This is a genomic window from Mycobacterium leprae TN (genome assembly GCF_000195855.1).
GTDB classification, from domain to species: domain Bacteria; phylum Actinomycetota; class Actinomycetes; order Mycobacteriales; family Mycobacteriaceae; genus Mycobacterium; species Mycobacterium leprae.
This window is the reverse complement of record NC_002677.1, coordinates 2656855-2682471: the sequence shown is the minus strand read 5'-3', so window position 1 is coordinate 2682471 and position 25617 is coordinate 2656855. Positions and strand designations below refer to the sequence as shown.

At 57.4% G+C, this 25617-nt stretch carries 18 protein-coding genes, 1 tRNA gene and 6 pseudogenes; 16 read left to right on the top strand and 9 right to left on the bottom strand.

Annotated elements, in window-relative coordinates; translation table 11 throughout:
- Positions 1–12: 12 nt before the first annotated feature.
- The 3 genes from menE (at position 13) to ML_RS11535 (ending at position 1718) form a co-directional block, all read left to right on the top strand.
- Entirely contained in the window at positions 13–1095 is a 1083-nt protein-coding gene (gene menE, locus ML_RS11545) for an o-succinylbenzoate--CoA ligase (protein WP_231846811.1), read from the top strand.
- Between the two features lie 256 nt (positions 1096–1351).
- Positions 1352–1489 carry a hypothetical protein gene (locus ML_RS11540; protein WP_156511821.1) on the top strand — a complete coding sequence of 46 codons (138 nt, stop codon included), beginning with the start codon at positions 1352–1354 and terminating at the stop codon, positions 1487–1489.
- 64 nt (positions 1490–1553) lie between these two features.
- Positions 1554–1718: a hypothetical protein gene (locus ML_RS11535; RefSeq protein ID WP_156511822.1), complete on the top strand. Its 165-nt coding sequence runs from the start codon at positions 1554–1556 to the stop codon at positions 1716–1718.
- Between the two features lie 1328 nt (positions 1719–3046).
- On the opposite strand, the pseudogene ML_RS19555 reads toward ML_RS11535, so the two are convergent.
- From ML_RS19555 to ML_RS14440, 4 genes and pseudogenes are all read right to left on the bottom strand, one after another.
- A pseudogene (locus ML_RS19555) lies at positions 3047–3660 on the bottom strand (hypothetical protein).
- A 52-nt stretch (positions 3661–3712) separates the two neighbouring features.
- Positions 3713–5209, bottom strand: coding sequence for an alpha,alpha-trehalose-phosphate synthase (UDP-forming) (locus ML_RS11525; RefSeq protein ID WP_010908787.1), 1497 nt, complete (start codon positions 5207–5209; stop codon positions 3713–3715).
- The gene (locus ML_RS11520) at positions 5210–5374 is read right to left on the bottom strand and encodes a hypothetical protein (RefSeq protein WP_111481079.1); all 165 of its coding nucleotides are present in this window, start codon (positions 5372–5374) and stop codon (positions 5210–5212) included. It lies immediately after the preceding gene.
- Between the two features lie 551 nt (positions 5375–5925).
- Entirely contained in the window at positions 5926–6147 is a 222-nt protein-coding gene (locus ML_RS14440) for a hypothetical protein (protein ID WP_172591923.1), read from the bottom strand.
- Between the two features lie 321 nt (positions 6148–6468).
- Here ML_RS14440 and ML_RS11510 point away from each other — a divergent pair, with 321 nt between their 5' ends.
- Together ML_RS11510 and ML_RS11505 are read left to right on the top strand one after the other, a co-directional pair.
- On the top strand, positions 6469–6705 hold the full coding sequence (locus tag ML_RS11510; RefSeq protein ID WP_010908785.1) for a hypothetical protein: 237 nt from the start codon (positions 6469–6471) through the stop codon (positions 6703–6705).
- Between the two features lie 366 nt (positions 6706–7071).
- Positions 7072–7910, top strand: a pseudogene (locus tag ML_RS11505) (enoyl-CoA hydratase).
- Positions 7911–8808: 898 nt separating this feature from the next.
- On the opposite strand, the gene ML_RS18185 reads toward ML_RS11505, so the two are convergent.
- Positions 8809–9081, bottom strand: coding sequence for an NAD(P)-binding domain-containing protein (locus tag ML_RS18185; RefSeq protein WP_306455880.1), 273 nt, complete (start codon positions 9079–9081; stop codon positions 8809–8811).
- Between the two features lie 386 nt (positions 9082–9467).
- Complete coding sequence (locus ML_RS18180) at positions 9468–9674, bottom strand: hypothetical protein (protein WP_330944724.1); 207 nt, start codon at positions 9672–9674, stop codon at positions 9468–9470.
- Positions 9675–9762: 88 nt separating this feature from the next.
- Here ML_RS18180 and ML_RS18175 point away from each other — a divergent pair.
- A pseudogene (locus tag ML_RS18175) lies at positions 9763–10480 on the top strand (SDR family NAD(P)-dependent oxidoreductase).
- 119 nt (positions 10481–10599) lie between these two features.
- Here the strand turns inward: ML_RS18175 and ML_RS11490 are convergent.
- Positions 10600–12150 carry an LCP family protein gene (locus tag ML_RS11490; protein WP_010908783.1) on the bottom strand — a complete coding sequence of 517 codons (1551 nt, stop codon included), beginning with the start codon at positions 12148–12150 and terminating at the stop codon, positions 10600–10602.
- A gap of 271 nt (positions 12151–12421) precedes the next feature.
- Between ML_RS11490 and ML_RS11485 the strand changes: the two genes are divergently transcribed.
- The 8 genes from ML_RS11485 to ML_RS11450 all read left to right on the top strand — a co-directional run bounded on the left by ML_RS11485 (position 12422) and on the right by ML_RS11450 (position 22673).
- Positions 12422–12604, top strand: coding sequence for a hypothetical protein (locus ML_RS11485; RefSeq protein WP_145985215.1), 183 nt, complete (start codon positions 12422–12424; stop codon positions 12602–12604).
- 1634 nt (positions 12605–14238) lie between these two features.
- On the top strand, positions 14239–14442 hold the full coding sequence (locus ML_RS16705; RefSeq protein ID WP_049769868.1) for a hypothetical protein: 204 nt from the start codon (positions 14239–14241) through the stop codon (positions 14440–14442).
- A gap of 1035 nt (positions 14443–15477) precedes the next feature.
- Positions 15478–15768 carry a PPE domain-containing protein gene (locus ML_RS19920; protein ID WP_041323279.1) on the top strand — a complete coding sequence of 97 codons (291 nt, stop codon included), beginning with the start codon at positions 15478–15480 and terminating at the stop codon, positions 15766–15768.
- Between the two features lie 1366 nt (positions 15769–17134).
- Entirely contained in the window at positions 17135–17302 is a 168-nt protein-coding gene (locus tag ML_RS11475) for a hypothetical protein (protein ID WP_156511942.1), read from the top strand.
- Between the two features lie 16 nt (positions 17303–17318).
- Entirely contained in the window at positions 17319–17549 is a 231-nt protein-coding gene (locus tag ML_RS11470) for a hypothetical protein (protein WP_111481078.1), read from the top strand.
- A 522-nt stretch (positions 17550–18071) separates the two neighbouring features.
- Positions 18072–18332, top strand: coding sequence for a hypothetical protein (locus ML_RS11465; protein WP_145985214.1), 261 nt, complete (start codon positions 18072–18074; stop codon positions 18330–18332).
- 2364 nt (positions 18333–20696) lie between these two features.
- Entirely contained in the window at positions 20697–21428 is a 732-nt protein-coding gene (locus ML_RS11455) for a chymotrypsin family serine protease (RefSeq protein WP_010908781.1), read from the top strand.
- A gap of 1104 nt (positions 21429–22532) precedes the next feature.
- Positions 22533–22673: a hypothetical protein gene (locus tag ML_RS11450; RefSeq protein ID WP_156511940.1), complete on the top strand. Its 141-nt coding sequence runs from the start codon at positions 22533–22535 to the stop codon at positions 22671–22673.
- 32 nt (positions 22674–22705) lie between these two features.
- On the opposite strand, the gene ML_RS11445 is transcribed toward ML_RS11450, so the two are convergent.
- Together ML_RS11445 and ML_RS16700 are read right to left on the bottom strand one after the other, a co-directional pair.
- Positions 22706–22780, bottom strand: a tRNA-Thr gene (locus ML_RS11445).
- Between the two features lie 25 nt (positions 22781–22805).
- Positions 22806–23357 (bottom strand): annotated as a pseudogene (locus tag ML_RS16700) (hypothetical protein); the annotation flags it as partial.
- An 88-nt stretch (positions 23358–23445) separates the two neighbouring features.
- On the opposite strand from ML_RS16700, the pseudogene ML_RS11440 reads away from it, so the two are divergent.
- Both ML_RS11440 and ML_RS11435 read left to right on the top strand, forming a co-directional pair.
- Positions 23446–24143: pseudogene (locus ML_RS11440) on the top strand (response regulator transcription factor).
- 63 nt (positions 24144–24206) lie between these two features.
- Positions 24207–25613: pseudogene (locus ML_RS11435) on the top strand (sensor histidine kinase).
- Positions 25614–25617: the final 4 nt, after the last annotated feature.

Sequence of the window (25617 nt, the reverse complement as noted above, 5' to 3'; positions counted from 1 at the left end):
ACGCTGGAACGAATCCTGGATGGCCGCGCTCCCGCAATGGTCGTGGTACCGGCTCAGCATGAACCCATCGCTGCGCTGCGTGCTTTGCGAGTAGGTGAAGAGATCGACGACGATGTGGCTTTAGTGGCCACCACGTCGGGAACGACAGGTGTGCCCAAGGGCGCCTTGCTGACTGCCGCCGCCTTGACTGCCAGCGCGTCGGCCACCCACGACCGCCTTGGTGGTCCGGGCAGCTGGCTGCTGGCTTTGCCGCCGTATCATATCGGCGGGCTTCAGGTGCTGGTGCGTAGCGTGCTGGCCGGTTCGGTACCCATCGAGTTGGACATTTCTGCCGGGTTTGACCTCGCCAAACTGCCGGACGCGGTGGGTCGATTGGGTACCGGTCGACGATACACGTCACTGGTCGCTACCCAGCTGGCCAAGGCGCTCACCGACTCAACGGCCACGGCCGTGCTAGCCGAATTGGATGCCGTCCTCGTTGGTGGCGGACCAGCTCCCCGGCCGATCCTGGATGCCGCAACATCTGCCGGCATCATGGTGGTCGGCACCTATGGGATGAGCGAGACTGCGGGAGGTTGCGTTTACGACGGCGTCCCGCTGGATGGTGTGTGCATACGCGTACTGGTCAATGGCCACGTAGCGATCGGTGGTGCGACCTTGGCCAAGGGCTATCGCAATCCGATCGTTCCCGACCCGTTCGCCGAATCGGGTTGGTTCCACACAGACGACCTCGGTACTGTCGATGGCTCGGGTGTGCTAACAGTGCTGGGTCGGGCCGACGACGCGATCAGCACGGGTGGGCTAACCGTGCTGCCAGGACCCGTCGAAGCTGCGCTGTGCACCCATCCCGCGGTCAGCGACTGTGCGGTGTTCGGGCTTACTGACGACCGGCTAGGTCAGCGGGTAGTAGCCGCAGTGGTACTGACTGACGGTTACGCAACGCCGACGCTGAGCATGTTGCGGGCACATGTCACCCGCAGACTGGACGCCATGGCCGCACCGCGCGAGCTACACATCGTTGATACACTGCCACGACGTGGCATCGGAAAGGTCGATCGCACGGCGTTAGTGCGCCGGTTCGCCAAGTCCGGTTAATTAGGCTGACCGATCGTGAAGATAGGTCGCCGAAAGACATTGTCCGTCGCAGCAGCGGTTGAACTGCGGTATCCATCCGTGGCGAGACACCCGGCTAGAACGGTTTGCCATGCACGCCGGCGTCGCACCGATATCCGGCCTATTGGGACGTCCATTTTCGTGGCGAGTGCTGACGCCGGGCACTTGGGTCACCGCCTGCGGGTAAGCCCTTTTCGCTGTTCGTGATCGACGGCTGGCAGCAAGGCTTGGCCAGCAAGTGACCACCAGGGATGAGTATCTGTGGGCAGTGCCTGGCGTCATCGACATCCCAGCAACGCTACGCACGTTCTCCAGTCGCATCCTCGACTTCCGGCCCAACGTCTGGACCACGCAATGTCGCCGGGTGCGCTGCTGACGTTCGTGTAGCTAGACCGAATCGTCCTGCACGGACAAGCAGTGTCTGGGCCGGGCTGCTGTGTTTGCTGGTCAGGTCCAACGCGGCGGCGGCCATGGTAATTGCCGTCCGCGAACTGGCCGGCACGTATACTGCCCGACGGGCAGCCTCCCTCGTCGCGGTAGAGCCCACAGCGATCTGGGGCACGGCCTTTGCAGATGGATACTTCGCCGATGTCGCCACATCATAGAGTATCGTACTGTCAGTGCTGACGGTCCACTGTTATAGTGAATTTTTCTCGTGCTAGCCGCCCCGCGCGGCTCTTTTGCTCGGCCGGGGGAGTTTTCATCAATTACAGCCTAATGTTGACGAGGCTTTCGGCAGTGGCAGTATTAGGTTGGCTTTCCCCATGCATAGGCTAACTTTAGACCAGCCCTGCGGGCCCTCGGCCCGCAGGGCTGGTCGCCCCCGTGAGGGTAGCAGTCGCCTTTGCCGTCGCGGGGTTGTAATGGTTCGATGGCTACATTTTCTGCAACAGCGTTATTAGCAGGGAGATTGCTAAGGACCCGCCGTTCTAGTATAGGGCGTAAGCCAATCTGGCGTGTCCGGTGTGAGCAATCGGGCTGGACAGTGTTGCGAGAATTAACCGGGTGTTCAATCTGGCAACCATCCGTCAGCGAGTCCAGTCGTTCACGGTTGTCGAGCATCTAGGTCCTACCACGTGGTTGCCAACTTGGCCTGAGTGGCGTCAAAAATCGTGCGGTTCCCGGGCTCTGCTGTCTTGTGTCTGTGGCGGTGAGTTGTTCGGTTGGTTTCATAGGTGGTGGGTGAAATGGCTGTTTTTGCGTTTTATGACTGGCCGATATGTTCGGTAGTCGTGGGGGGCAGCCCGGAATCCTGTTGACGTGTTTTGCTGTGTTGCGGGGTTTTTGTTGGTGGGTGGCTGACTGCCTGCTTTCGATGAGGCTTCGTGTGCTTTGCCGCAGTGGACACGATTAGCGCGGCGCACGTAAGCATGTCGGTGGTGGGTGCTGCTTGGTCTACATGTTGATGATGCCAGGGGCTGGGCACCTGGGCTGTGCTGAAGGCGATATCGATGCAGGCGTGAGTGTGAGGATAGTTGTTAGCGCCGCGGGGTAGGGGCGTTTTAGTGTGCATGTCATGGCCTTGAGGTGTCGGCGTGGTCAATGTGGCCGCACCTGAACAGGCACGTCCCCGTGCACGGTATAACTATTCGCACCTGATGTTATCCCTTGCACCATTTCTGCCGCTGGTATCGGTGTCGGCGGCTTGTTGACCGGCCCTCAGCCAGCAAGCAGGCATGCCGCCGGGTGCAGCAGTATCGTGTTAGTGAACAGTGCATCGATGATCCGGCCGTCGGCGGCACATACGGCAACCTTCTAGCGCAGATCAACCACCCACACCCCACCAGCCCACCACAACACCACCCAAACCAAACCAGCAAAAAATAACCACCAAATGACCATCACGACGACACCTTGAAGTCTAAACGGACAAGTTACTGGTTACTGGCCGGGCGGGATTGACAACACATAGTTTGGCCGTGCCTAACTCGGCTCAATAACACGTGGCAATATTATTGCAGTACAAAATGGATAATGTTGGGCTGGGGCGGTTTCGCCTAACTGCAACGAGAACGGTTGCTTGATTTAATCTCTGGCCGCAGGCTGCACCGTATCAAAGTGGTATGCGTAACTAGCCGAGCGTGACGTCATCGGACGAATGCGTTTCGGTGGACGGTAAGGTGCCGCCCCGTTCGGACACGGTGTGCCGTCGGGTTGTCTCAACTGGAAAATCCAAAGCACGCTAGCCAACCGAGTCCTGGCGCTGAATTTCTGCAGTCGGTCGACACGGGTTATCTACTCAAGTGTCTGACTCATCCCACATTCGGAGTACATCGGAACGCCCAGGTGACAGGATTGGAATAATTGGCTTGGTTTCGGGTTTCGGATGGCTGGTCACACAATGTGGTTATGTTCCCAGATAACCGCGGAGACACCGGCTTGGTTGAAGTTGTAGGTGCCGTCCGGCGGTGGGCCAACGGCACTTTCGGGATCGGCGGATTGCAATGCAATTCCGAGTGCAACGGTCGTGAGGATGACAGCACCAGTGGCCAACCCCGCGACGGATGTATGGCACGGCGCGCCTCTGTTCGCGCTGCAATTGAGTATCCATAGCGTTTCGGCGACAACACCACGGTGGGAAGTGACATAGAGATGCAAGTTATGTCGCGTCGCGCGCCGGCGCTTCGGCGAGCGCGTCGAGAAATGATCGCGCCCAGCGATCGACGTCATGGGCGAGCACTTGGCGTCGCAGCGACCGCATCCGGCGCCGTGCTTCTTCGGCCAGCTGGTTGAGCGCCGCTTCGATCGTGTCCTTAACCCCTTCTAGGTCGTGTGGGTTGACTAGATAGGCCTGCCGGAGTTCCGCGGCTGCTCCGGTGAATTCGCTGAGGACGAGCGCACCGCCGAGATCGTTGCGGCACGCGACGTATTCCTTGGCCACTAGGTTCATCCCGTCCCGCAGCGGGGTGACCAACATGACATCACTTGCCACGTAGAACGCGATGAGCTCGTCGCGGGGAATTGGGCGGTGCAAGTAGTGCACCACGGGATGACCGACCTCGCCGTATTCGCCGTTGATATGGCCAACTTGGCGTTCGATGTCGTTGCGTAAAATCTTATAGCTTTCTACTCGTTCGCGGCTCGGTGTCGCTAGCTGGACTAGAACGGTGTCGTCGCGCTTCGCCCGACCCTCGGCGAGCAGTTCAGCGAAGGCCCTCAATCGAACATCGATGCCCTTGGTGTAGTCGAGTCGGTCAACGCCGAGCAGGATTTTGCGGGGGTTACCTAGCTCAGCCCGGATTTCGCGGGCGCGGCGCCGGACGTTGCGGTCGCGGGTGGCTTGGTCGATTTCTTTGGAGTCGATCGAGATGGGAAACGCGCCCACTTGGACTGTGTGGGACTTCAATTGCACTTCACCGAACCGTGATCGCACACCAACCAATCCGCGCGACGTGTTAGCGCCGAGCAGATGTCGGGACAGGAACAGGAAATTCTGCGCACCGCTGGTCAGATGGAATCCCACTAGGTCGGCCCCGAGCAGACCCTCGATGATCTCGGTGCGCCATGGTATCTGCATGAACAGCTCCACCGGCGGGAACGGGATGTGCAAGAAGAAACCGATGGTCAAGTCGGGCCGCATTATGCGCAGCATCTTCGGTACCAATTGCAGTTGGTAGTCCTGCACCCATACGGTCCCACCGTAGGCGGCTGTGCGTGACGTTGTTTCGGCGAAGCGCCGGTTGACATCGACGTAGCGTTCCCACCATTCGCAGTGGTAAATGGGCTTTACGATGACGTCGTGGTATAGCGGCCACAGCGTGGCGTTCGAGAACCCCTCGTAGTACTCGGCGACATCATGTGTGTTCAGCCGTACCGGATAAAGAGTAAGGCCATCCTGCACGATCGACTTGATGGTCAAGTCGAGGTCCACGTTGTCGTTTATTACGCCCGGCCAGCCGACCCAGGCCCCGCGCCGCTGACGCAGCAGCGGCTCTAGCGCTGTGACCAACCCGCCTGGACTGCGCTTCCAGATCGCAGTGCCATCGGGAAGTCGCACCTGATCAACTGGCAGGCGATTGGCGACCACTACAAAGTCGGAATCCCCGAGGTGCTTGTCACTTGAGGTCTTCGAGCCATGGTTACCCCGCGAAGTCATTTACGTCTCGTGTTTCGCTGGCCCAATGCCGAGCATAGATAGGAAAATCCGGCACTCGTCCGCGTCGTTGGCATACGCGGCGACGACGCGCCTGGCCTGGCTTGCCGTGCTGTCGGCCAGTGGCTCGACGTCGTCGATTTCGCCAGGGTCAGATTTCGTAGACATTACTTAACTGTAAGGGTAACGCGTACTGCGTCGCAGCCTGTCGCATGAATTTTAGCGTTTATCATGGTCAGATTAGTGGCCAGGGGAGGAGGTGGACAATCAGGGACCGGCTGGTGCCGATACCGACTCAAGCCAGGCAAATCACGCCTGGCTGAGTGTACGGCACAGATCGCCGAGATTCTGGGCAGGCTGTCAATGTCGACACGGTCAGGACGCGATTGAGATCGATCTCCTAGCTAATTCGAGGCATCCGTGATGCCGTTTTGTTGAGGGCGTGCAACTGGGTGGCTATCGGCCCTGGGGTGGACGACTGCCGCACAGCTGACGGCAGGTGCTTTGACCGGTGCCGAGGTCGAAAAACGCGACGGTCCAAGCGCGAACAACTGGTTGTCTGACGCACTTCCCGTAGCCTGCCGCACGTTTGTCGGTTTGAGCTGATGCTTGTCAGTCAGTGGCAAGTAAAGAACTGTGCTGCGGGAAAATAATATCCTAAACGGCATGGAGACTCGCCTGATGGCGCTCAAAACTCCGGGAGGAAAAAACAATGATCCTCATTCCAGCCGATGCCCAACAATATCGCCTTCTCGAGGTCGTACATTGGCAAGCGCTGTTACAGTGAGCAAGAAGTCGGTGTCTTCATCGACTTGGCCGAGCAGGAGCGGACTCGACATATCGAGGAAGACGTGGAGTTCCGCAATCGGAACGCTGAACTGCGCAACCAGGATGGGGCTCCGCAACCGAGAAGTTGCGCTGACCGAGCGAGAAACTGCCATGTTTAATCACGAAGGCCAGGTCGTCCAGTACAAGATTCCTATATTTACCAGCACGAAGCGCAACTTTCCCATCTGGAAGCTCAACTCGCTCAGTGGGGAGCCCTGCTTCCTCAGCAGTTAGCTCAGCTTCGCCGTCGGGAAGTGCAGCTTGCCCAGCCCGAAGTGCAGGTTGCGCAGCATAAGGCTGAGCTAGCTTGGCAGGAAGCTTAACTGGCCCAGTGGTAAACTGGGTTTCGCCAGTGTGAATCGGAGTTGGGCCAGCAGTTGGACTGACAGCAAGCAGTGGCCTTCAGCGCTGGCGTAGAGGTGGCAGACTAAGAGATGACGCGGGCGGTATCAGCCTGGGTCGCAAAACGGGTCAATTTTGCGTCACATCGCAAGGAGGGGCGGACAATCGCTTCGGTTCACGACCGCTATGACATGGAACGGATGGCGATTCGGGTGGTGGCAGACACGCTCGGTAACACCATCCCTGAGACAGGGTACGAGCGGCTGTGCAGGAGCGATATTGACAACGACGGTTCAGCCGTGGCTTCCGAGCAAATTCTCCCCAATTGACCAGTCGAAGCAACAGAACGCAGAACATGCCCGTCTCGTGGCCTTACTCAGGACTGCCGCGGCTCTTCTGGCAGCGGCACTTAATCAGCCGTAGTGGTGTGCCGTCGGAACCGACGGGTAGAGCAGGTCGGGGTGCACGGTCGGACTGTTCGATGTTGGAGGAACTGTTGGCATGGTGAAGATTTGCAGCTACTGACACCGATCAACCTGGCGGCGAACGCTCTGGGTGTTGGCTGCTAATGTGCAAAGGACCGGGGGCCGGGTATGCAGCGATCCTGATAAGTGAGGTAGGCCGAATGACAATTTCCGGCCAAATCAACAAACAAAAGAGTTTTGGTGGTCTAGAAGACTCTCGATGGCGATCGCATCGCGCGGATCTGGTTCAACCGGTCCGGCGTTCACAACGCGCAGAACTATACCTTAGCTGTTTCAACTTGATGAGGCGTTTTGCCACACCGAGGCTGACGGCGCCGTTCGTGTGGTGATTTTGGCGGCGCGCAGCAGGAATCTTTCCGCTGGTCACGACTCGGGCTCGGACCCGGAGTTATTGGAACACAAGCTCGGACCGGTGCAACATCCGGCCTTCCGTTCACACGATGCTACCCGCGATGCGGTCGCAGAGAAGACCTAAATCTGCGGGAGGGGCACTACATTAATTCTAAAACACCTGTCGCTGGCGTGACCTGCGTAAAGTCACCACCATCCAGGTTCAGGGCGACGCGGATATTTGCAGGCTTGATGCTGATCTGGGCATGCGATCTGATTGTTGCTGCTGATAACGCTGAAGTTCAGCGATGTGGTTGCGGTGTGCATGAGTATTACGTGCGTCGAATATTACGCTCACCCTTGGGAATTTGGTCCGCTTAAGGTCAAAAAGCTGCTGTTGATAGGCGATGCGTTTGGATACCGACGAGGCCTATCGGCTGGGCATGGTGTCCACGGTTTTCCTGCTCAATGAGCTGGGCAGGCCAAGACGCTCGAGTTCGCCCTCCGCGTCGCCGAACGGCCCACGATAGTGACGCTGCTGATCAAGATACTCGGTCAACGCTGCCTTCGATGCTATGAGATTCACCGAGGCGCTGCGGCATAACTTCCACATGCACGAGCCTTGGGTACGCCTATTGGTCAGCCCACAACGAGAGCCGGTACCTCCGGTTGGCCTGCCGCCCGATGTGGAGGACTGGCGCACCGCTAAGCTGGCGTAAGTGGGCTTGCCACGCTGTGCCGTAGCAGCTACGGGCGGGCCACATGTTTCTATTGCGAGAACCTGCTTTTAGTTTGGGCGTAAGGGAACCAGGTGCAGCTTTCTTTAGAAGAATCGGATATTACTACATGTTTACCGGCCCTGGCCGCGGACTTGTCGCGGCCGGGGCCGCCGTCACGATCGTCGGGGCGACACTAACCGGCTGGTAGCGGCTGTCAACAGCATACAAGGACTCGAGGCTCAACGGCGGCTCGATTCGCTGTGCGACCGCCGACAGAACCGGTGAAGACGAAAACGCCCGTGTGGTGGATGCCGCGACGGTTTGGCACGGTTGGCTGCATGGTGTGGGGTGCATTGTGCGGGCCGGCTCGGAAGGCCATCGGGCCGATCTAGCCAGATTGACTCTGTAGGCGTGGCGACGTACCGTAGCCCTGGATATCAACGGGGCCAGATACATGCTCAAGTACGTGGCAGGTTAGTGATGCACGGTGGTGCTGGTTCATTCGTCGGAATTGGTCCGTCGCTGGCCAGTAAAACCCCCTGTTGGTTTGGCGCCTACGGGGTCACCAAGTCGCCTGTTGATCACATGTTGATGTTGGCCTGTCGATGAGCTCGGCTCGTCGTGGGTGAGGGGCAACGGTATTTTCGCCCAGACTTGGTCCGCACGGATCTAATTCTAGCCCGTGACTGATTCGCCGGAGCGGAACGCGGGATTACCGAATCTGCACACCGTTGCCACGGATGGGTGAGGTCGATGACATCGCCAACCTAGCAATGTTTTGCTCAGCGATGTGGCCAGTTGAATCACCGGGTAAGTCATCAATGTCGGCGGCGGGCAGATATTGCGACGCGGTCTCAACTTCTCTGCGATGTTGGAACTCGTGTTCGGCGCCGACGGTCTAAGTGGGATGGTGTGAGTCTGGGGTGGACGCCGTGCCGGTGTCGCGGTAGGTGAGCGTAGTGACGGCAGACCAGTCCAGGTGTCTGTTGCTGGTTGCCGCCAGGCTAAGCAGGCGGCCGTGCAGTAAACTGGCTCCGGGGAGCGGCATCTGCAGGTCTGATGCGCTGGTGAACACCGGCCTCCCGTCTTTGAGGCTGAGTTTCGCTACGAATCCGGCCGGCTCGAATTCCTGTAGCGCGATCAGCCCGCCGTAGGTCTGATACGCCAGCACGGTGAACAACGTTGAGGCGAGGATGTCAACTGCAGCTTGTCGACTACTGCCTTGGCGACCAGCGCGACGGCCTCGCCGACTGCTTCAATGGTCGACGTAAGCAGGAAGTTTCCGCTCAACTTCACCAAGGTGACGGTATGCGGTTGGTCGGATACCACGAAGGTCTGCTGGCCGATAGTGTCGAACAGCGGGGCGCAGCGGCTCTAGAGCTTCCGGGTCGCCCGCGGCTATCACGAAAAGTTTTGCCTTAGAGGAGGCTTCGGTTCTGTAGAACACCGGTGCCCGCCGGTATACGCTGCTGACCGGCTTCAGCGTGCGCGGCCGTCGGGCGCTCCAACAGCGCGACGCTGATGGTGCTCGATGAGATAATTGGGTGGCGCCAGGGGCTAGCAAAGTTCACAATTCTGTCTTGGCCAAACGCCATGTCCTCGACCGGCCCGATAGTCGGAGAACATAGAGAAAACAACCGCACCACTGCTGGCTTCGGCTGCGTGCCGCCGTCGCGCCTTGCCGAACGAGGGATTCCGCCTTTGTCGGGTGAACCGGTTGTAGACGGTGACCTGGTGACCGGCTTTCAACAGCTTGGCAGCCATGCCGCTGCCCATGCTCCCCAGGCTGATAAATTAGATGTTCATGTCATCCACCATGCCGGGTTTTCCGAGGCTTGGTGAAAGATGAAGAATGTGCTATCCGAGGCGTCTCGCAGGTTATCGGACCCTAGGGACCGGTGCGGCGTCGGGTATCGGTCAAGCCACCGTGTTGCGGCTGCTGGACGAGGGGGCCACTGTGGTAGGGGCCGCGACATCGCCGGCGGACGGGCTGATCAAGTACCCGTGCTCGGGCCGATGAGGCGGCAATCGGCAACCAGCTGACCACTATCCAGATATAGATGTCGTTAAGGAGGATTCCGTCATCGAGGGCGTACGCTGGGCAGTTGAAACGTTCCTCGGCTTGGATTCATTGATTAACGCTAGCCAGAATCTTGGGTGCAGCTCACACTCCTCAAATCAGCACGCAGCAGTGGAATCGAATCATCCCCTCAACCCGGGACCGGTACTTTCCTGGTGGTCCGCGAAGTACTGCCGACGCTACTCGCCGAATTCGCGCAGCGCGATTGTGCATTTCAGCTCCACTTCGGCATCTTTTGCGCGCCCGTAGATGGAAGCATACGCGGCTAGCAAGGTCGGTATTCAGGCTTTTACCCATTCATTGGCACTCGAATACTCGAGGGAGGGTTTGCGTGCGGTCTGCGTTGGGCCGGGCTACCTCCCGAAAGATGCTGCTTGGTCGCTGTTTCTCAGGCTCATGCCTATACCGTCCACTGCGCTGCAATCCAGCAGCATCGGGATGGCCAATCCTGCTGCCGTTGTTGGCGTCGATCGCCATGCCGGTGTCCTAGGACGTCCTAGGAGGCACGTTCATCACCGGCACTGAAATTCACATCGACGAGGTACCTACGCCTAGTAGTCTGATTAGTGGCGATCCTAACGCTCGGCGTCGCCGTGTTTGCGATCGCCACTAGTTGACGCAGGGGATGCCACCGCCGTCGATAGGTTTCCCTTGGTCGGGCGTAGGGTAAGGGCTGGTGTTGTAGCTGTACGGAGGATATGTTCCGACCTTCTGAGAAGTGATGGTTTCGTCCATTGTGCTGTCCTCGTCGGCGGGCAACGAATAATTGGTGTCAACGATCACTCGGATGTGTCCGGATGCCAACTTAGGATCCGCTTGATTAGGGGCGTCAATGCTGAGCAGGGTGGCCACGTTCTGGGCATCAGTGTCTGCTCCGGCGCCGTATTGGATCGAGGTGGTAGTCGGCTCGCCTGAGCTGCGGTCGCGGACCTGACCTGCAGTGTAGCCGTGCTTTTTCAGCGTTTGGAATACCTCGCTGGCGAGTCCGGTCAATCTTCCGGCATTTATCACGTCGACGACAGTGGACGGATTTGGCTTGCTGGGAGTTGCTGTTGCGGGTGAGGCGGTGCCGATCGTCGACGCTACCTCAGCTTTGATAGCGACCGGGTCAATAATGTTAACGGCTTGCCCATTGATGTTATCATAGCGTACTACCGGCAGCGTCCGGAATTGGGTACGGTTTTCTCCTACGTCGTTCGCGAGCGTTCCTAATCGTTGGATCAAGTCTTCGTTCCAACCTGCCGATAACACGACATCTTTGCGCGCCACCGCCATCAAGCTCCTGAGCTTGTCTAGGTTGGTGAAGGTGCCGGTGTCCCCAAGCTCCCGCATGACTGAGGATATGAATGCCTGCTGTCGATGGGTGCGGTCAAGGTCCCCATTGTCGAGGCCATGACGCTGCCGGACAAACGCGAGTGCTTCTGAAGCATCCAGTCGTTGTCGCCCGGCTGGGAAGTCGGCACCGGAATATGAGTCGTAGACGGCGTGATTGAGGCACACTTCAACACCACCCAAGGTGTGGGTCAGATCATAGAAACCGGCTAAATTGACCTCGGCGAAATAGTCGATCGACACGCCGGTCAGGCTTCGCACTATGCGCAAGGTTGCTGCCCGGCCGGCTTCGCGCCCCTGTGTCTCCAGCTCTTTCTGATCCGTGACACCCTGGTCGATGAGTTTCTGGGTGACATATTGCTTGGTCAGCCCGTAGGCCTCTTTGATCTTGATGTGATTGTATCCGGGGACGTCGCTGAAGGGCACCCAATCATCGCGGGGGATCGAAAATGCGACTGCTTTGTTGTCGGCACCGACGTGCACCAATATCAGGGTGTTGGTGTTGTAGCCCCCGTCGTTGGAATCGCCAGCGTGCAGCTGCTTCAGGATCGACCAAGGTAGATCATTACCCTGCTGGTCTTTGCGTGAGTCTAAGCCTATGAGCAAGATGTTTATGTTGTTATCGGTGGATCGCGGATCGTCCGTGGTGAGAGCTTGCGAAACGGTGATGTCTTCTAGCGCACGGTGGGCTACCCAATAGCCGGCTCCAGTCAGCAGCACTGCGACGAACGATGTGAGCGTCATGAAGCTCCGAGTCAGCGCTATGCGGATTCGCGACGGCTTATGAATGGCGCGATGCCGGTGCCGAGGATTGTGGGAACGCGCCATCAGAAACCTCGACTCATTACGAGCGCACCACTTAGCACCGTATAAACGGTTTGCGGTGATGTCGCAGACAGCATGGCATCAAGTATGCGGTAGCTTGCTGTGAAGCCCCCAATCGAATGGGCTCTCTCGAAGGTCGATGTGGGCAGAATCACCTGACCGGATGCGGCGAAATTCCTGTCTGTATCTGGCCCGTTACCAGTATAGCTTGACTAAAGCCCCGTAGCGTTTGTACGACCCCCCGGGGTCTTGGGCCTGACCATAGTAGGAGTAGGTGTCTAACTTGATCGACCTCAACTCGTGCTCGCTAGGTAGCCCAGTACCACCGTCGCCGGCTGTGGTGCACGGTTTCCGGCGGGTGTGGGACAGGACACCGGCGGGGCTGCGATTGGTCATTCCGATCGCCTTGTTGGCGGATCGTGGGTTTCTAGGTCTGTATGAAGTCGTCGCGAACTGATCGGTCACGGCTGCTGAGCAAACTCCTCTGCCAGGTGCGGTCTGGGTCAACATCGCCATCTTCTATGACAGTGTCCTCGGTCGATGTCACGCATCTGCGAGGTATGAGGTATGTAGTGTTGCGGCTGGCTGTTTGATTCACTTAGCCATTGCGGCCGAGCATGGATTCGCAGACTGCGGAGCTTACTTATCACATCATTAACAACGGCACGAAATTCATCATTCATCCAACTGGGTCCACAGCAGGGCGCCGATGATTTGTTGATTGCTGCCATCCAAGGCGACTGACAGACCAATTAAGGTGGCACGTCCCAATTAAGGTGGCACGTCCGGACCTACATCGGCACTGATGCCGCCAGGACCGCTCTGAATACTGTCGAGATCAACCTGGACTTGACGAAATTCGAAAATCACCAACGAGAGGTGCACTCCGGGATCACTATATTACTTATTACTTCACTTTTCGGCTCACCACCGAGCGTGGCCGCCAGGTACGCAACATCTGTCACAGTTAGCAAAGCCGGTGTTGGCGTAAGGGGTCCTCGACAGTACAGGTATTCGATGTGCCAGGGGCCGGTTATCCAGTCGGCGCGGAAGTGGTAGCCCAGTTGTGGATCAGCGTCATTCACGACGCCAATCCTCCCACGTTTGGCGTAAAGCTGGGCGGATCCCAGGTCACGGACTGGGGGTTGGATGGTACTTCCGGCGTACGCCCCTTTTGCTTCGCGATCTAGTCATCGACGACCTGCTACTAGGCGTTGGCTTGATCTTCGCTATAGTGTGCTGAATCGGCGGGGCACATCGCATTCGCGTCTCACATGCGTTCGGTCGTGTCGACCAACATAACCTCGGTTACTGGTGAGTATGCTGCTGCGTAGCCCATCAGCACGGCCGTCATGATAAATCCGGTGATTGCTGTGGTGCCGAACGAGCCGGCAGGTCCGCTGCTTCAATTGAGCATGCTCCCCTTCAGGGATGCGCATCGGATCTTTTTAACCGAGCGGTGTACTTTCGGGCCCGTGTGGGGATCAGTTACCGGACCTTCTCGGTTTCGTTGCCCGACTTGCAATAGAGAAACTGTATAGTCGAACTCATGACGATTTCGGCGATGTATGCACCAAGTGGTTCAATTTAGTATTTAGTGTATTCTTTTTAGTGAATGTTGTCTTGCGTGTCTAGTGTCGTAGCTACAGATTAGCCCGGCGCACTACACTATACTTTGAACGGTATCGTGCGCGTCGATTGCAAGTACAACGGCGATCCCGATCGCAAGGTGCCCGGTTCAATGCGTACCGTGCCGGTGAAGGAGGCGCCGTGGTGGCGGTGAATACGGCTCGGCTTGGGTGGTACGGTAAGCGCCGCCGCCTATCATCTGATGTTCCGGGGGATGTCGGGTGCTGGCTTGGAGTAATACGAGCTTACCCAAGACAAGGGCTCCAGCCATGACGAAATTGCGGATCATTCGCCAGTTCTATTTCGAAGCCTCCGGTTATGTTCCGCTGTTATTATGAGTTGTGCTAGAAGCTGGCCGCTGACGCTCAGCGCGACGTCTACCAACTTACCGGGGGACCACCAAGTCGCTGCACCGTGCCTGGCAGCATGCGCTCCAGTCCCCAATGGGATCTGCCGCACTAGGTGCTCGACATCGCCGAGCTTATAACCCAATTCTCGCACTTCAGTCCCCAGCCCACCGATATCGCACTCTACGAAGCCAAAGCCGGATTCGCGTGGCCGGAGCCGACCGTGCGCGCACTTCCGGGTTTAGCCGAAAAGGCAGTGTTAACATTGCAATTCGATGCTCCAATGCTAGCTTGTGATGAAGAACCTCTGCAGCGATAAGTGTGCTAACTGGGCGCGGGTCCTATGTCGCTAAGCAGTATGGTGGTTTGCCTGAGTGGCTTGGGACCACAGGTGCTGGATCAGTTCGGTATATCTGCTTATGGTGGAACGTTAGGTGACGTATTGGTCGTGCTGAAAGTTGGCACTTCCGGATTCGAAGACCATCTATCTTTATCTATCGAGAACGCTCCAGGTGAACATGTTTACAGCTTTCCAGCGATAAATGGACAGGATGGTGGTTACCCACTCGTGTCCTACGTTGAGCGGAGAGCTGTTCCACCTGCTAATCATCCATTGGCAGGAATCTAATGGGGCAAAAACGATCTAGATTCACGGCATGCAGAAAAAGCCGCAAGGCACAATGACTGAATCGCCCAAATGGCGTCTAGTTCAGAACCCCGAGGGTGGCTGATGTAGAGAAAAATGACGCATTGCAGGGTTTTCCTTAAGAGAAGCAGAGTTAGTATGTCTTTTGTGGTCGTAAACACCTCGGCGTTGTGTCAATCAGCCTTTGACTTGAAGAACTTCAGTGAAGAAATGCGTGAAATCAAGGATACGGCAATCATAGGTTTAGTGCTCCTGGCTAACGACTGTGTGTCGAAGTTGGTGGCGAGCAGCCTCCACGAGCACTTCACCCAACAGAATCCTCTCAGATCTCGAAGATTCTTGACCTGTAGCGACTTAAATTTGCTCCTTAGGGTCGAGGCGTATGAGGACCCGAGAACCACAAGACCCAAAACGTCCACTGATGTAACTGAAGATGATACCGGCATCGCAAACATCGATACGAGTGCCGGCAGTCGTTAACAGCCGAAGGGAATGAAGAGATGCCTGATAGAAAATATCACTGAAGATCAACTCCGGCCACCTGTTTGACTTCCTTAGTTATGAGTTTGCCATACGTTAATCTAATGCTACTAGATTAACTCTAGTAGCATTATGTAACTGCGCTGGTTCTAGGGAACTATGATACTTCATCGACCGTTTCGAGGTGTTGGCTTATCAAATGTCTTTCACATTTGAGTTGTTGAAGGAGTGGATCAGGCGCTGCAAGAGCAGTGGTCAGGTCAATCGGCGATATGGATGGCCGAGACAGCCGAGAATTTTCAGCCGGTGGCTCGATGCCTTCTTGCTAGAGCCTGGGAAGACCGTCCTTTAAGATCCATGACATCGCGCGGGGCTATTCCAGAAGCATTGTGTGGAATGAAGTCGCCAGGAGAGATTGCCGATAACCGTGCTCAGCGGGAGACTTTGATTTCTGGGTTAGAGGGACACGATGAGGTGATCGCGGCATTCGATAGCGAATATGAGAGGTTCTGTGCCTAGGACGTCAAAGCGATGCGTTTGTATAAGATAACGCTGTGTGCTGCGTTGGTGGTCATGTCTTCGCGGAAGGAACAGCAGGCTGATCCTGAGTTGGTTGGGATCCATATATCGTGGCGAGCGAGCTAGCGATTTGATTGTTTGATCTTGTTCGAAGATGGTTTTCTGATCGGCGAGTAGTGCGATACCGCTGGTCTGCTTTGAAATATTGAGGTGACCCCGTCGTAGTAGTCCAGCCCGGTTTCTGAATCAGGTTGAATCTTTCTTGGTTCGTAGCCGGCTTCCTGCTTGAGATATATCGCCTATAGGGAACGAGCGCACGTGACTGTTAGTGGGCGTTTTCGTATTCCTCAGGTGGGACGTAGTCGAGGATGCTGTGCCGGTGTTTCTCGACGGTCCGGTGTAAGACTGCCGTAGTGTAACTGTGTTTCCGCCGTTCGCGTGGTTGGCTGTTGATGGATATGGTGCGGCAACAGGTGTGGTGTAAGCATTTGTTTTCAGTCGGTCGGCTGGGAGACGTTGAGCTGGTCCATATGGTTTCGCGGTTGGCGGTGCGGGCAGCGGCGAGGTCTTAGTCGCGTTCTTTAGAGTTGCGGCCGTAGCTCGACGATTTGTTGTTCGAGAGTGACAATGCGTTGCTGAATTCGTCGATGTCGATGGGTGAGCCCAGTCCGGTTGCGCGCCAGGCGTGTTCGCCGAGAATTTCGGGTAGGCGTGGGTCTCGAGTTGTTGGGTGCTTGCGGCCATGCGTGTGCAGCGCTGCTGGGTGACGAGCAGGTCGGTTTGCCGTAAAGAGCGGGTAAACCCAGGGTTGATGTCGGGTTTGGTAGTTGGCCGGGTTTCTGTGACGTGGATTCGTTAGAGCAGGTAGCGGTGGCAGTAGAGGAATGTGCGGTCGACCCCGGCACGTCGAGCAATGCCGGTAACGTTGAGTTCTACGCCGTCTTTGACGGCGTTGTCCAGCACGGCTAGAATGTGGTTGGCATCTGTGTAGGCCGTCGATCATCGTGTCGTCGGTAGGGTGTGGTGTTGGTCGTCATGTGGTTCTTTCCGGGCGCAGGTTGGGAATGGTTGGCGGGTAACCAGGTCTGCCGCGCATGATGCTGCGGTGGCGGTACACGACGGTGACGGCTTGTTCAAGTTGTTATCGCTGTCCATGTTCGAACTCGCCAAGCCAGTTTCGGATCTAGTCGATCAGACGGCGGACCTCTTCGTCTGATGGCACCCCGTCGGTACGTGTCCAGTCATCGAGGTCGATGGTGGCGCAGGAGTTCGTGGCTGTGCAGCAGATCATAGCGTTAGGAGTGTAGGTCGGGCAGGTAGGAGACGTCGGTGCGGAAGTAGTCACGACCGGCGCAGCGGAACCGGAATGGGTCCGTCCTTAACGTTGGACGGTTCGGTGTTAGAGGCTGAATGGGACGGCTACTTTGTCGACGGCGCGGTGGGCGTGCTAGGAATCCAACAAGGTGTGGACTGGCGCCATATGCGGTTGCTGTGTCGGTCGAACTACAATGCAGTGGCGTGGTCGACGACTTGACGGTGTCAAGTTTGCGGTGCGACATTGGTTCGCCCAGCACTTCGACGGGAACGTCGGCTTCGGCGTGGCGTTGGGCGTAGCTGTATCGGTAGGTGGAGAGCAGTATCTTGACTTTGTCGTATTCGATGCAGGCACCGATGTGCAGCAACGGCATTTGGTCGATCTGTTCGGTGGGGCGAACGCCAAGCTGAAGGCGGTGATCGCCCGGTGCCCGCCGGGATTCGCTGGTTGGTGGGCAGTAGTTTGAGCTTGCCGATTACGATTTTAGGGTAGACAGTCCGTACCCGCTTCTCTAAATGAGAATCACGGCGGCGATTTGCTTGTTGATGGGAAGGCGGCGTGCGGGTCGTTTGGCCTTGTGGCTGTCGTAGATCAGTACGGGAAGTCCGTCATCGGCTCGGGTCAGGCAGTCGTAGTCTAGTTCGCAGATTTCTTCAGGCGTTATCTGGGATCGATGGCCAGTTCAATGGCGGTATGTATCTCTGGAGAGGTTAGCTGATTTAGGTGTGTGCAGAGCTGATACATGATTTCTGGGGACGTCCTCAGTTTGCTAGTCGTGGTTATTGTGCAGTTCTGACCCGTTCCGGTGGCGCGCCCGCCGGGACGGGTCAGTCCTATGGCGGAGATGCGTGTGAGCACGGTGCGGACTTCCGGGTCTCGCCGCTAATCGGCCCAGCCGATTCCAGGTAGGCCAGCCGGTGCAGGAACGCTTCCGTATCGGCTCGCCCCAACACCGCCGGGTGTGTGCCGCGGTCTTTACGCATCCGCAGTGACTCCTATAGTCGTGTCAGGCAACCCGATGTGGTGGCCGCACACCACCCAGGCCAGTGCCGGTGCGCATCGCAGTAGCGACTGTCGTGATGGCGGCTTTGGTGGGTGCACGCGGAGACCGCGCACAAAGCCAGCGACTCAACTGTTTCCCCTGACGATGGGTGAAGAACTGCTCGACGTCGACGCCCGGAAACGCACGGTTGCTGCTCGGCGTGAGCCGAGTACAGGCCCGACTGCGCCAAGCTTCATTCCTGCGTGAAGCCTTCAATGATGCAGGTGTCGGGTTCGCGGACCGACCGTTGGCGACTCTGCGATGGCAGTGAAACGATCTCGTGTTTACACAACTCGTGTTCGGTGAGTCGACGCTTACATTAGGCGCAGATCCTCGACGCTGCCCGTGCGGTCGTCGAACAGTCCGCAACCTACACACAGGTCAGCCCAGCAGCGGACTACCTGGGGTGCTGAACGACAGCACACGTCGTCGTGGGTCCCGCTCGGCCTCGCCAAGAAGGCAGGTTCAATCACCGCGGCGTGCCGGTTGACGCGCTCGCTGACGAACACATGTAGCTATGTCGGTCCGCTCGGGCGGCCTACTTAGCTAGCTTGTGCGGTGTTTACCAGTCTACCCCGGGCCGATTTGCGCGGATGTTGGACCAGCTCGACTACTTCTCATAATCGGCCTGGGTCGGGATGCAGATAGACCTGCAACGAACTCATCGACACATGCCCCCGCAGGGCGGTGATCTCGCCCGGGACGGCACCCGCGTCGTTCAGGTTGCTGCCCGAACGCGTGCAGCAGTCGATGCTGTGTCACACACTCAATCCCTGCCTGAAGCGAGCATGCGGCCATCAATTTGTTAATCGCATCCAAGGCCGCATCGGCGCCCCGATTGGTTTGGCGAAACAGGTTGACCAACAAGAATTCCGACTTGTCCGATCGTCACAGCGCAAACCGCTCGAAATTGTAGACGCCGAATACCTGTACCAGTGGAAAATCCAGCAGTAACACGTCCTGGCGACGGGACTTTGTTCACGCCCCGTTCGGATTCTGACGATCCGCCTCGTTCAGGTATACCGTAGCATCTCACAGCCCAGCAGCTTTGAGTCGGTCAGCAGATGGACATCCAGAGTGCTGCAGTCTATATAACTGGGTTCAGCGCAAAACGGCCCTGACTCAAATCAATAACACGATCAGTCGATCCCGAGCTGACCCAGAGGCCCGGAACAGTGTCACCATCTCGGCGTAACTGGCATGGTACACTGCCGCCTCTGGCTTGTGCAACCTATGTCGTGCCTGCGTCCGCCAGGCCATTCGATATTGCTCACCGAAGGTCTGTTCAGGCAGATCACACTTGTTAGTCGGCTCTTAGATCAGTGGCATCAACTCGCCAGACGCTTGTCCGGATGTCACCGCGTGGGCGACGAACCCCTGCACTGGCGGTCAGCACACCGTTGATCCGCCATGTACCACGCACCAGCTAGACGCCCGGAACAGCCAATACGTGCCCATCCACCACAACTGCGGCGCTGGCTTGCGGTCCTACATGCCGCAGCCAGGTGATGAACAACCCCAGTGCCCCCACGTCCCCATGCCAGTTCTGGCCGGTACGGACACACCAACTCAGGAACAATGCGATCGCACCCGGGTATACGACCGCGTGGTCAGCTTCGAATCGTCACGACCAAATCGGACATGGCGCAACATCGCCCTCGCCGTGGCCACCATCGTCAGGTCTTCGTTGAGCACCGTCCAATACCGCACCCCAGAGGGCAACCTCACTGAAACGCCCTAATCCCGATATCCTGCTTGTAGCAGGCAGTTTTACGACTACCAGACATGAGGGCCCACCCACCGCCCGGCAGATCTGTCGCACGCGCGTGTTGCTGGTTTGTTTATATAACCCTCACGCAACAGGTCGACTTAACCCCAGAAAACGTCTGCGTCGGTTGTAAACTCGCTCGATCCAGTCCATCGTCGGGTATCCGACGGTGTCGAGGGCCCGCGGCAGGCCGGTCCGAAGCGGATTGCCTGGACTGGTTGCCTCGGTGAACACGATCGACGCATACTGACTGCCTGCCATTCGCAGTGATGAATCAAATCTTCTTCGATGCTGTGGCCGTGATGGTTGCGCCGCCACAGTGACGTCTGGAGAGCTGTGGTGAGCATGGCAGTATCTTTAGTCTTGTACACCTGCCAGCTCGCAATCGGTGGTTGGGAGCCGTGGCGGTGAAGTCACGGTCGAGTAGCTCGGCGGCGTGCTGGGCATCTTTGCCACCTGGGATCGTGGTGCGGTGTTTTTGGCTCCGGGGTAATCCCACAAACCCGTCATCGCGCATCAGCCAGTCCTCCAAGCCGCTTGATGGCCTTTACGCCACGGTTAGACGGCTATCTTGCGGTGCTCATGCAGAGTCGACGGTGGTAAGCGGCGCATCGGTGCGGTAAACATCCGAAACGGTGTGGATCGAACCGATCGATAATGAATCGAGGTGATCCAGCACTAGCCTCAACCGCGCGCTCACGCTACTCGACCGGGTAAGCTTGGCCATAATCGCCATCCTTCTCACCGAAGGAAGCGGCATTAAACCTGAAACGGTTCATGATTTAAGTGAATCTTGTGTTTTGATGCGTTCAATCTACTGGTTTACCGGGGAGACGTGTGCGACCGTACGGTGGTTGCGAGGATTGGGATTGGCCAGCGCCGCGGTCATCGCCCCGAAGGTATTCGCGAGTATGGTGCTCGCCGAATATGCCCCGAGTCCGGGTCTCCGGCTCTGTGATGAAAGCAGCATTTGCACCGCGGCTTGCGTGGCTCGAGGCAACGACGGCAGTTCCTATCTCCTGACCATTGGACATTGCGACGCGTATGACGGTTCGGTATGGCCCTATGGGCCAGATGTCCCACTGGGCAAGCGCACCGTAAGCGAAAACGAAGGCGACAGGAAGGATGCCGCTATCATTCTCCTTGACCTCAGTCAAGGTTACTCAAGCGGTGATGTATACAGCCAGCTTCTCCGGAATGTGTTGAGCGAAAATGAGATTCAGTTAGGTATGTTGTTCTGCAAGGTCGGTGCCATTACCGGTGAGACTTGCGGAACCATCAAGAGTATGGACGGCGATGTGGTGGAAGCCAGCGTGTACAGCTTGTCGGCCGGCAGTGGTAGTCCTGGCTTCGTGAAGAACGTAGACGGCATTGTGAGTGCAGTCGGGATCTTGATGTCATCACCAGAAGGTGACGATCACACGACGTACTTCGTACCTATGCCTCCATTGCTTGAAAAACGAGGCTTGCAATCCTTCCCTGAAGTACTCAAGCGACTCAGTCCCCGTCTCGTCGGGTGGGGCAGTGGCTCGTAATCATTTCCATCGATTCTCGCCCGCATTCTGACGTTTGCCGCCATGACGTTTAGTACCCGATAGCACCGAGGGTCGGCGATGTCATTTGTTCTTGTGGCGCCGTACATGCATGGAGATGGCGGCAGCGGATGTAGCGTGGATCGGTGCCTCAGTGGCGGTTGGCAATCTGGCCGCACTCATCCCGACGACTGAGTGGGTGGCGGCGGGCTGCGTATCACGAGCAGTTGGTACGCGCCCTGAGTGCAGTGGCGGCATCGTATGCGGATACGGAGGCAGCCCCATGTCTATGCAGGGGGCCGTTGGTGTAGTGAGTTTAGCCGTTTCCACGGTCAGTGACGCTTGGATTGGTAACTCGTTCAGCCAGGTGTCGGTGTGATGATCGATGCCTACCATCGAGGCGCTGTGTGGCTGCGATCTGATCGGCCACGATGTCGCCGGAGCTGCGGTAGTCCTCAGCAGTCGATGGGCAACGTGGCAAGCCCGATAGACACTGCGGTGCTCGGAGTTCAACTCACTCAGCTGGGCCAACTACGGGCGCGGCCATCGTCAACGTGCTAGCGTGCGCAGGGCACCTTTGCTGGGATCTTCGAGTCGAAGTTGATAAGGATGCAGAAGACCGCTTAACCGTTGGTTGGCATGCTGAGAATGAACTCGCAGGTGTTGGTCGGGTTCAATGAAATCAACGCTGGCCTTTTCGATGCCTTACAGTAGATCAATCTCGCGGTCCTGGTATATCTTATGTAGGCTCGTGCTCCTGGACTCTCAGATTTCCTTGTCCCGATGCTGACCTGCTAGGTGCCACCAATTTTAGCGGGGTGGTTTTGACTAGGCCTTTACTAGTGTGCTTCAAAACGATGTATTCCACCGTCGTGGTCCACCCGATCTACACCACGAATATTCATATCATCGATATCGCGTATTCAAGCTAATTTGTGATTGCGGTCGGAACGTTAACCAACAGGGTTGAACGCTGGTGTTTAGGGGTCTCGCCGGCGTCCTTGTTTACCGAACTGTTCGCCGACACGCATAATCTGATTATGGTGCCGTAATTTGCGGTCTACAACATTGGATCATCCCTTATTCACTGGCGATCCAACGACGATTATGAATGCGGTTCAAGTCAGTGTCGACGAGGTCGGCGCGGCGAATGTTCAGTTCCTTATCGCGGTGACTCATGACGTGATCGAGGTAGTGGGCGGCAGCTTGGCTGGCCTATCGACCGATCTGACTAACCGGCTGCCGTAACTGCGCGCTCAGACCGCGCGTGCATTGACAGTTGGAGCCCCCTGTCAGGATTGAACTGACGACCGCTCGCTTACAAGGCGAGTGCTCTACCACTGAGCTAAGGAGGCGTAAAACCGGTGCAAGCCTAGCTGCTCATTCGTCGGCGTCGATGACGCGTTGCGACCGCACCGACCAGGACGGTGAGTGCCGAGGTGAGTAGCGCTGCAGTGACATGCGTCGTTAAGTAGTGTTGTTGGGTGTGTTGACCACCAGGGTCAGCACGGAAACGGCGTCTTGCAGGGTGGCGATAGCGGGCTCCAGCGCTTCCATCTCGGGCATCAGTCGACCCAGAGTGTCGGCAAAGTTGGTGAGCTGTTCGAGTTGATCCCTCCTTTACCGTCAACCTGTCGATCAGTCCGTCTTCGGCGAGCAGCCGGTCGGCCAGCCCGCTCAGCTGCAGCGAACTGCAATCCGCCGCCTTCCTCAGTCAGGCGGTCGCGTAAACTGCCGGGCGTTGTCACCTAAGATATCTCCTAACCCGTTCGGACGCAGTAGGCGATCCACTGGCCTGTCCGATGCGATCGGGCGTCCCAACTGGTGCATCGCCATCCAGCAGTCTGGCCAGCTGGTTGGTGCACGGCAGGGCGTTATCGTTCTGAGCATGCTGGCCATTGCGTTCAAGCCGGTTTGGTAACTGGTTTCCAGGAACTACCTACTGGACTGCGAAGCTAGCGTCCAAACGAGTGCGACAGATGTGAACTGATGGCAACCGGATACCCCAAGCGCAACCACCCTGGAGGGGCGTATCCTAGTTGTTGACGACGAAGCCAACGTTGTCGAACCGCTCTAGGTGACATCAAATTCCAGGGCTTTTAGGTCCAGGCTGTGTTTAAAGGAGCCGCGGCAGCTGGACTAGGCTCGTAGTGCTCGGCCGGACGCGGTGATCTTGGACGTGGTGATGCCGGGGATGGACGGTTTCGGGGTGCTGCGCTGGCTGCGCCGACGACATTCACATCCCAGCGTTGTTCCTGATCGCGCGCGACTTGCTGCAGTACAGATCGCCGGTCTGACCCTAGGCAGCTACGACTATGGTGACGGAGCCATTCAATCTCGAGGAGGTGGTCATTAGGCTGCGGGTCATACTGTGCCGTGTCGGCAAAGGCAGGGTTGGGCAGAGCAGCACCTTGTACTGCCCGCCTATCCTTCGCCGATGTCGAACTCGACGAGGAGACCCACGAGGCCTGGAAGGCCGACGAGTTGGTATCGCTTTCTCCCACCGAATTCACGTTGCTGCGCTGTGTTGTGATTAACGCTGGCACAGTCTTGAACACACCCAACATCCTCGACCACGTGTGGTGTTATAGATTTGGTGGGCCCGTCAACATGGTGGAGTCCTATGTGTTGTATCTGCGCCGCCAGATCGACACCAGGGAGAAGCGGTTGCTGCACACCTTGTGTGGGGTAAGTAACGGGTTGCGGGAGCAGCACTGAGTTGTCGCATGTGGACTCGACTGTATGACGATTATTGCTATATTACAACAATTTTGACGCGGAATGTCGTTGCGGGTCTACTTGGTTGCCACCGTCCTAGCGCTGGTGGTCTGTGGCTTAGTTACCTCGGGGGGGGGTGCTGTCGCCTCGATCCTGTGTTTTACTTCGGTTAATTATATCCGAAGGTTAATTATATCCGAATCAATATATCCCAAGCCTGGGCATAGGTTCATTTCACTTGTGTTCAGAGTTTTAGACTCGCCACTGTCTAAAGTTTTACGTGCGGGGATATTGGTGTGCGACAGCACTACCTTTACGGTCATCAACGACCGCAACGCTGAACCGGTACTTTCGTCCAAGAATGATTTGGACCTTAATCCGACGACCCTGCCATCGGTCAACGGCTCTGATATTCAGTGGCGAGTGGTGTCGGTGCGGAGGTCGCACGACCTGATCACGGTCGTGGTCGATCTGTCCGATGTTCAGCACAGGGTCAGGTCGTTGGCCTAGTTGTGGTTCGGCATCGGGGTGGCCGGTGCTGGTTGTGGTCGGGATTGTCGGTTATGCGGTCGTGCACCGTAGCCTGCGGCCGCTGGCTGAAGTCGAATAAACCGCTGCGGTGACAGCCGCAGGCCAGCTGGACCGTTGCGTTCCGGAACGTGATACCCAAACCAAGACGGGTCGACTTTCGTTGGTGCTCAACGGAATGCTTACCCAGATTCAGGAAGCGCTGGCGTCCTCGGAGTCTTCTGTCGAGACGGCCCGTGGTTCAGATGACCGGATTTAGCGGTTCATCGCCAGCGTCAACCACGAACTACGCACTCCGTTGACCACCTGCGGCTTCGCTGAGTTGTATCGGCAGGGCGCCTGCCTGTGACGTGGCCATGTTGATGTCGCGGATCGAAAGCGAAGCAAGCTGGATGGGCCTGCCGGTGGACGCTTTGTTGCTGCTTGCCTGGATGTGCAATGGCCGCTCGCACACCGTGTATAGTAGATTGCTGGCGCTGGTCACCGATGCCGTGCACGACGCGCAGGCAATCTACCCTCAATCGCACGATCACCACGGAAGTTCTCGACGGTCCCGGGATTCCCCGAGGTGCACGGTGATGAGCGCCGGATATGCCAGGTGCTGAGCAACTTTGTTGCCAATGCTTTATAGGCATACCTCGGAACGCGTCGACGTCACCGTCCAAGTCGGCACCGATGGCGACGACGCGGGTGCTCGAAATGGTTGACCTGGGGTTCAGGCAAGAGGAGAGGCGCTGTGGGTCTTCGAGCGGCTCTATCGCACCGACTCATCTCGAGTCCGGGCCAATGGCGGTATCGTACTGAGGTGATCGATCGTCGATTCTTTAGTGCGTGCCTACGGTGGTGTGGTTACTGCGACCACTTGCACCGGGGCAGAGCTGCTGCTGCGTCACGCTGCCGCGAATAAGCGAGGTGTCCGCGTATGTTTTAGCATGGCGATGACCGC

Coding starts and splice junctions, on each gene's coding strand:
- ML_RS11525 (WP_010908787.1), bottom strand. CDS start 5,209: ATGACTTCGCGGGGTAACCATGGCTCGAAGACCTCAAGTGACAAGCAC.
- ML_RS11520 (WP_111481079.1), bottom strand. CDS start 5,374: ATGTCTACGAAATCTGACCCTGGCGAAATCGACGACGTCGAGCCACTG.
- ML_RS14440 (WP_172591923.1), bottom strand. CDS start 6,147: ATGGCAGTTTCTCGCTCGGTCAGCGCAACTTCTCGGTTGCGGAGCCCC.
- ML_RS11510 (WP_010908785.1), top strand. CDS start 6,469: ATGACGCGGGCGGTATCAGCCTGGGTCGCAAAACGGGTCAATTTTGCG.
- ML_RS18180 (WP_330944724.1), bottom strand. CDS start 9,674: ATGGCTGCCAAGCTGTTGAAAGCCGGTCACCAGGTCACCGTCTACAAC.
- ML_RS11490 (WP_010908783.1), bottom strand. CDS start 12,150: ATGGCGCGTTCCCACAATCCTCGGCACCGGCATCGCGCCATTCATAAG.
- ML_RS11475 (WP_156511942.1), top strand. CDS start 17,135: ATGGGTCCGTCCTTAACGTTGGACGGTTCGGTGTTAGAGGCTGAATGG.
- ML_RS11455 (WP_010908781.1), top strand. CDS start 20,697: ATGCGTTCAATCTACTGGTTTACCGGGGAGACGTGTGCGACCGTACGG.
- ML_RS11450 (WP_156511940.1), top strand. CDS start 22,533: ATGAATGCGGTTCAAGTCAGTGTCGACGAGGTCGGCGCGGCGAATGTT.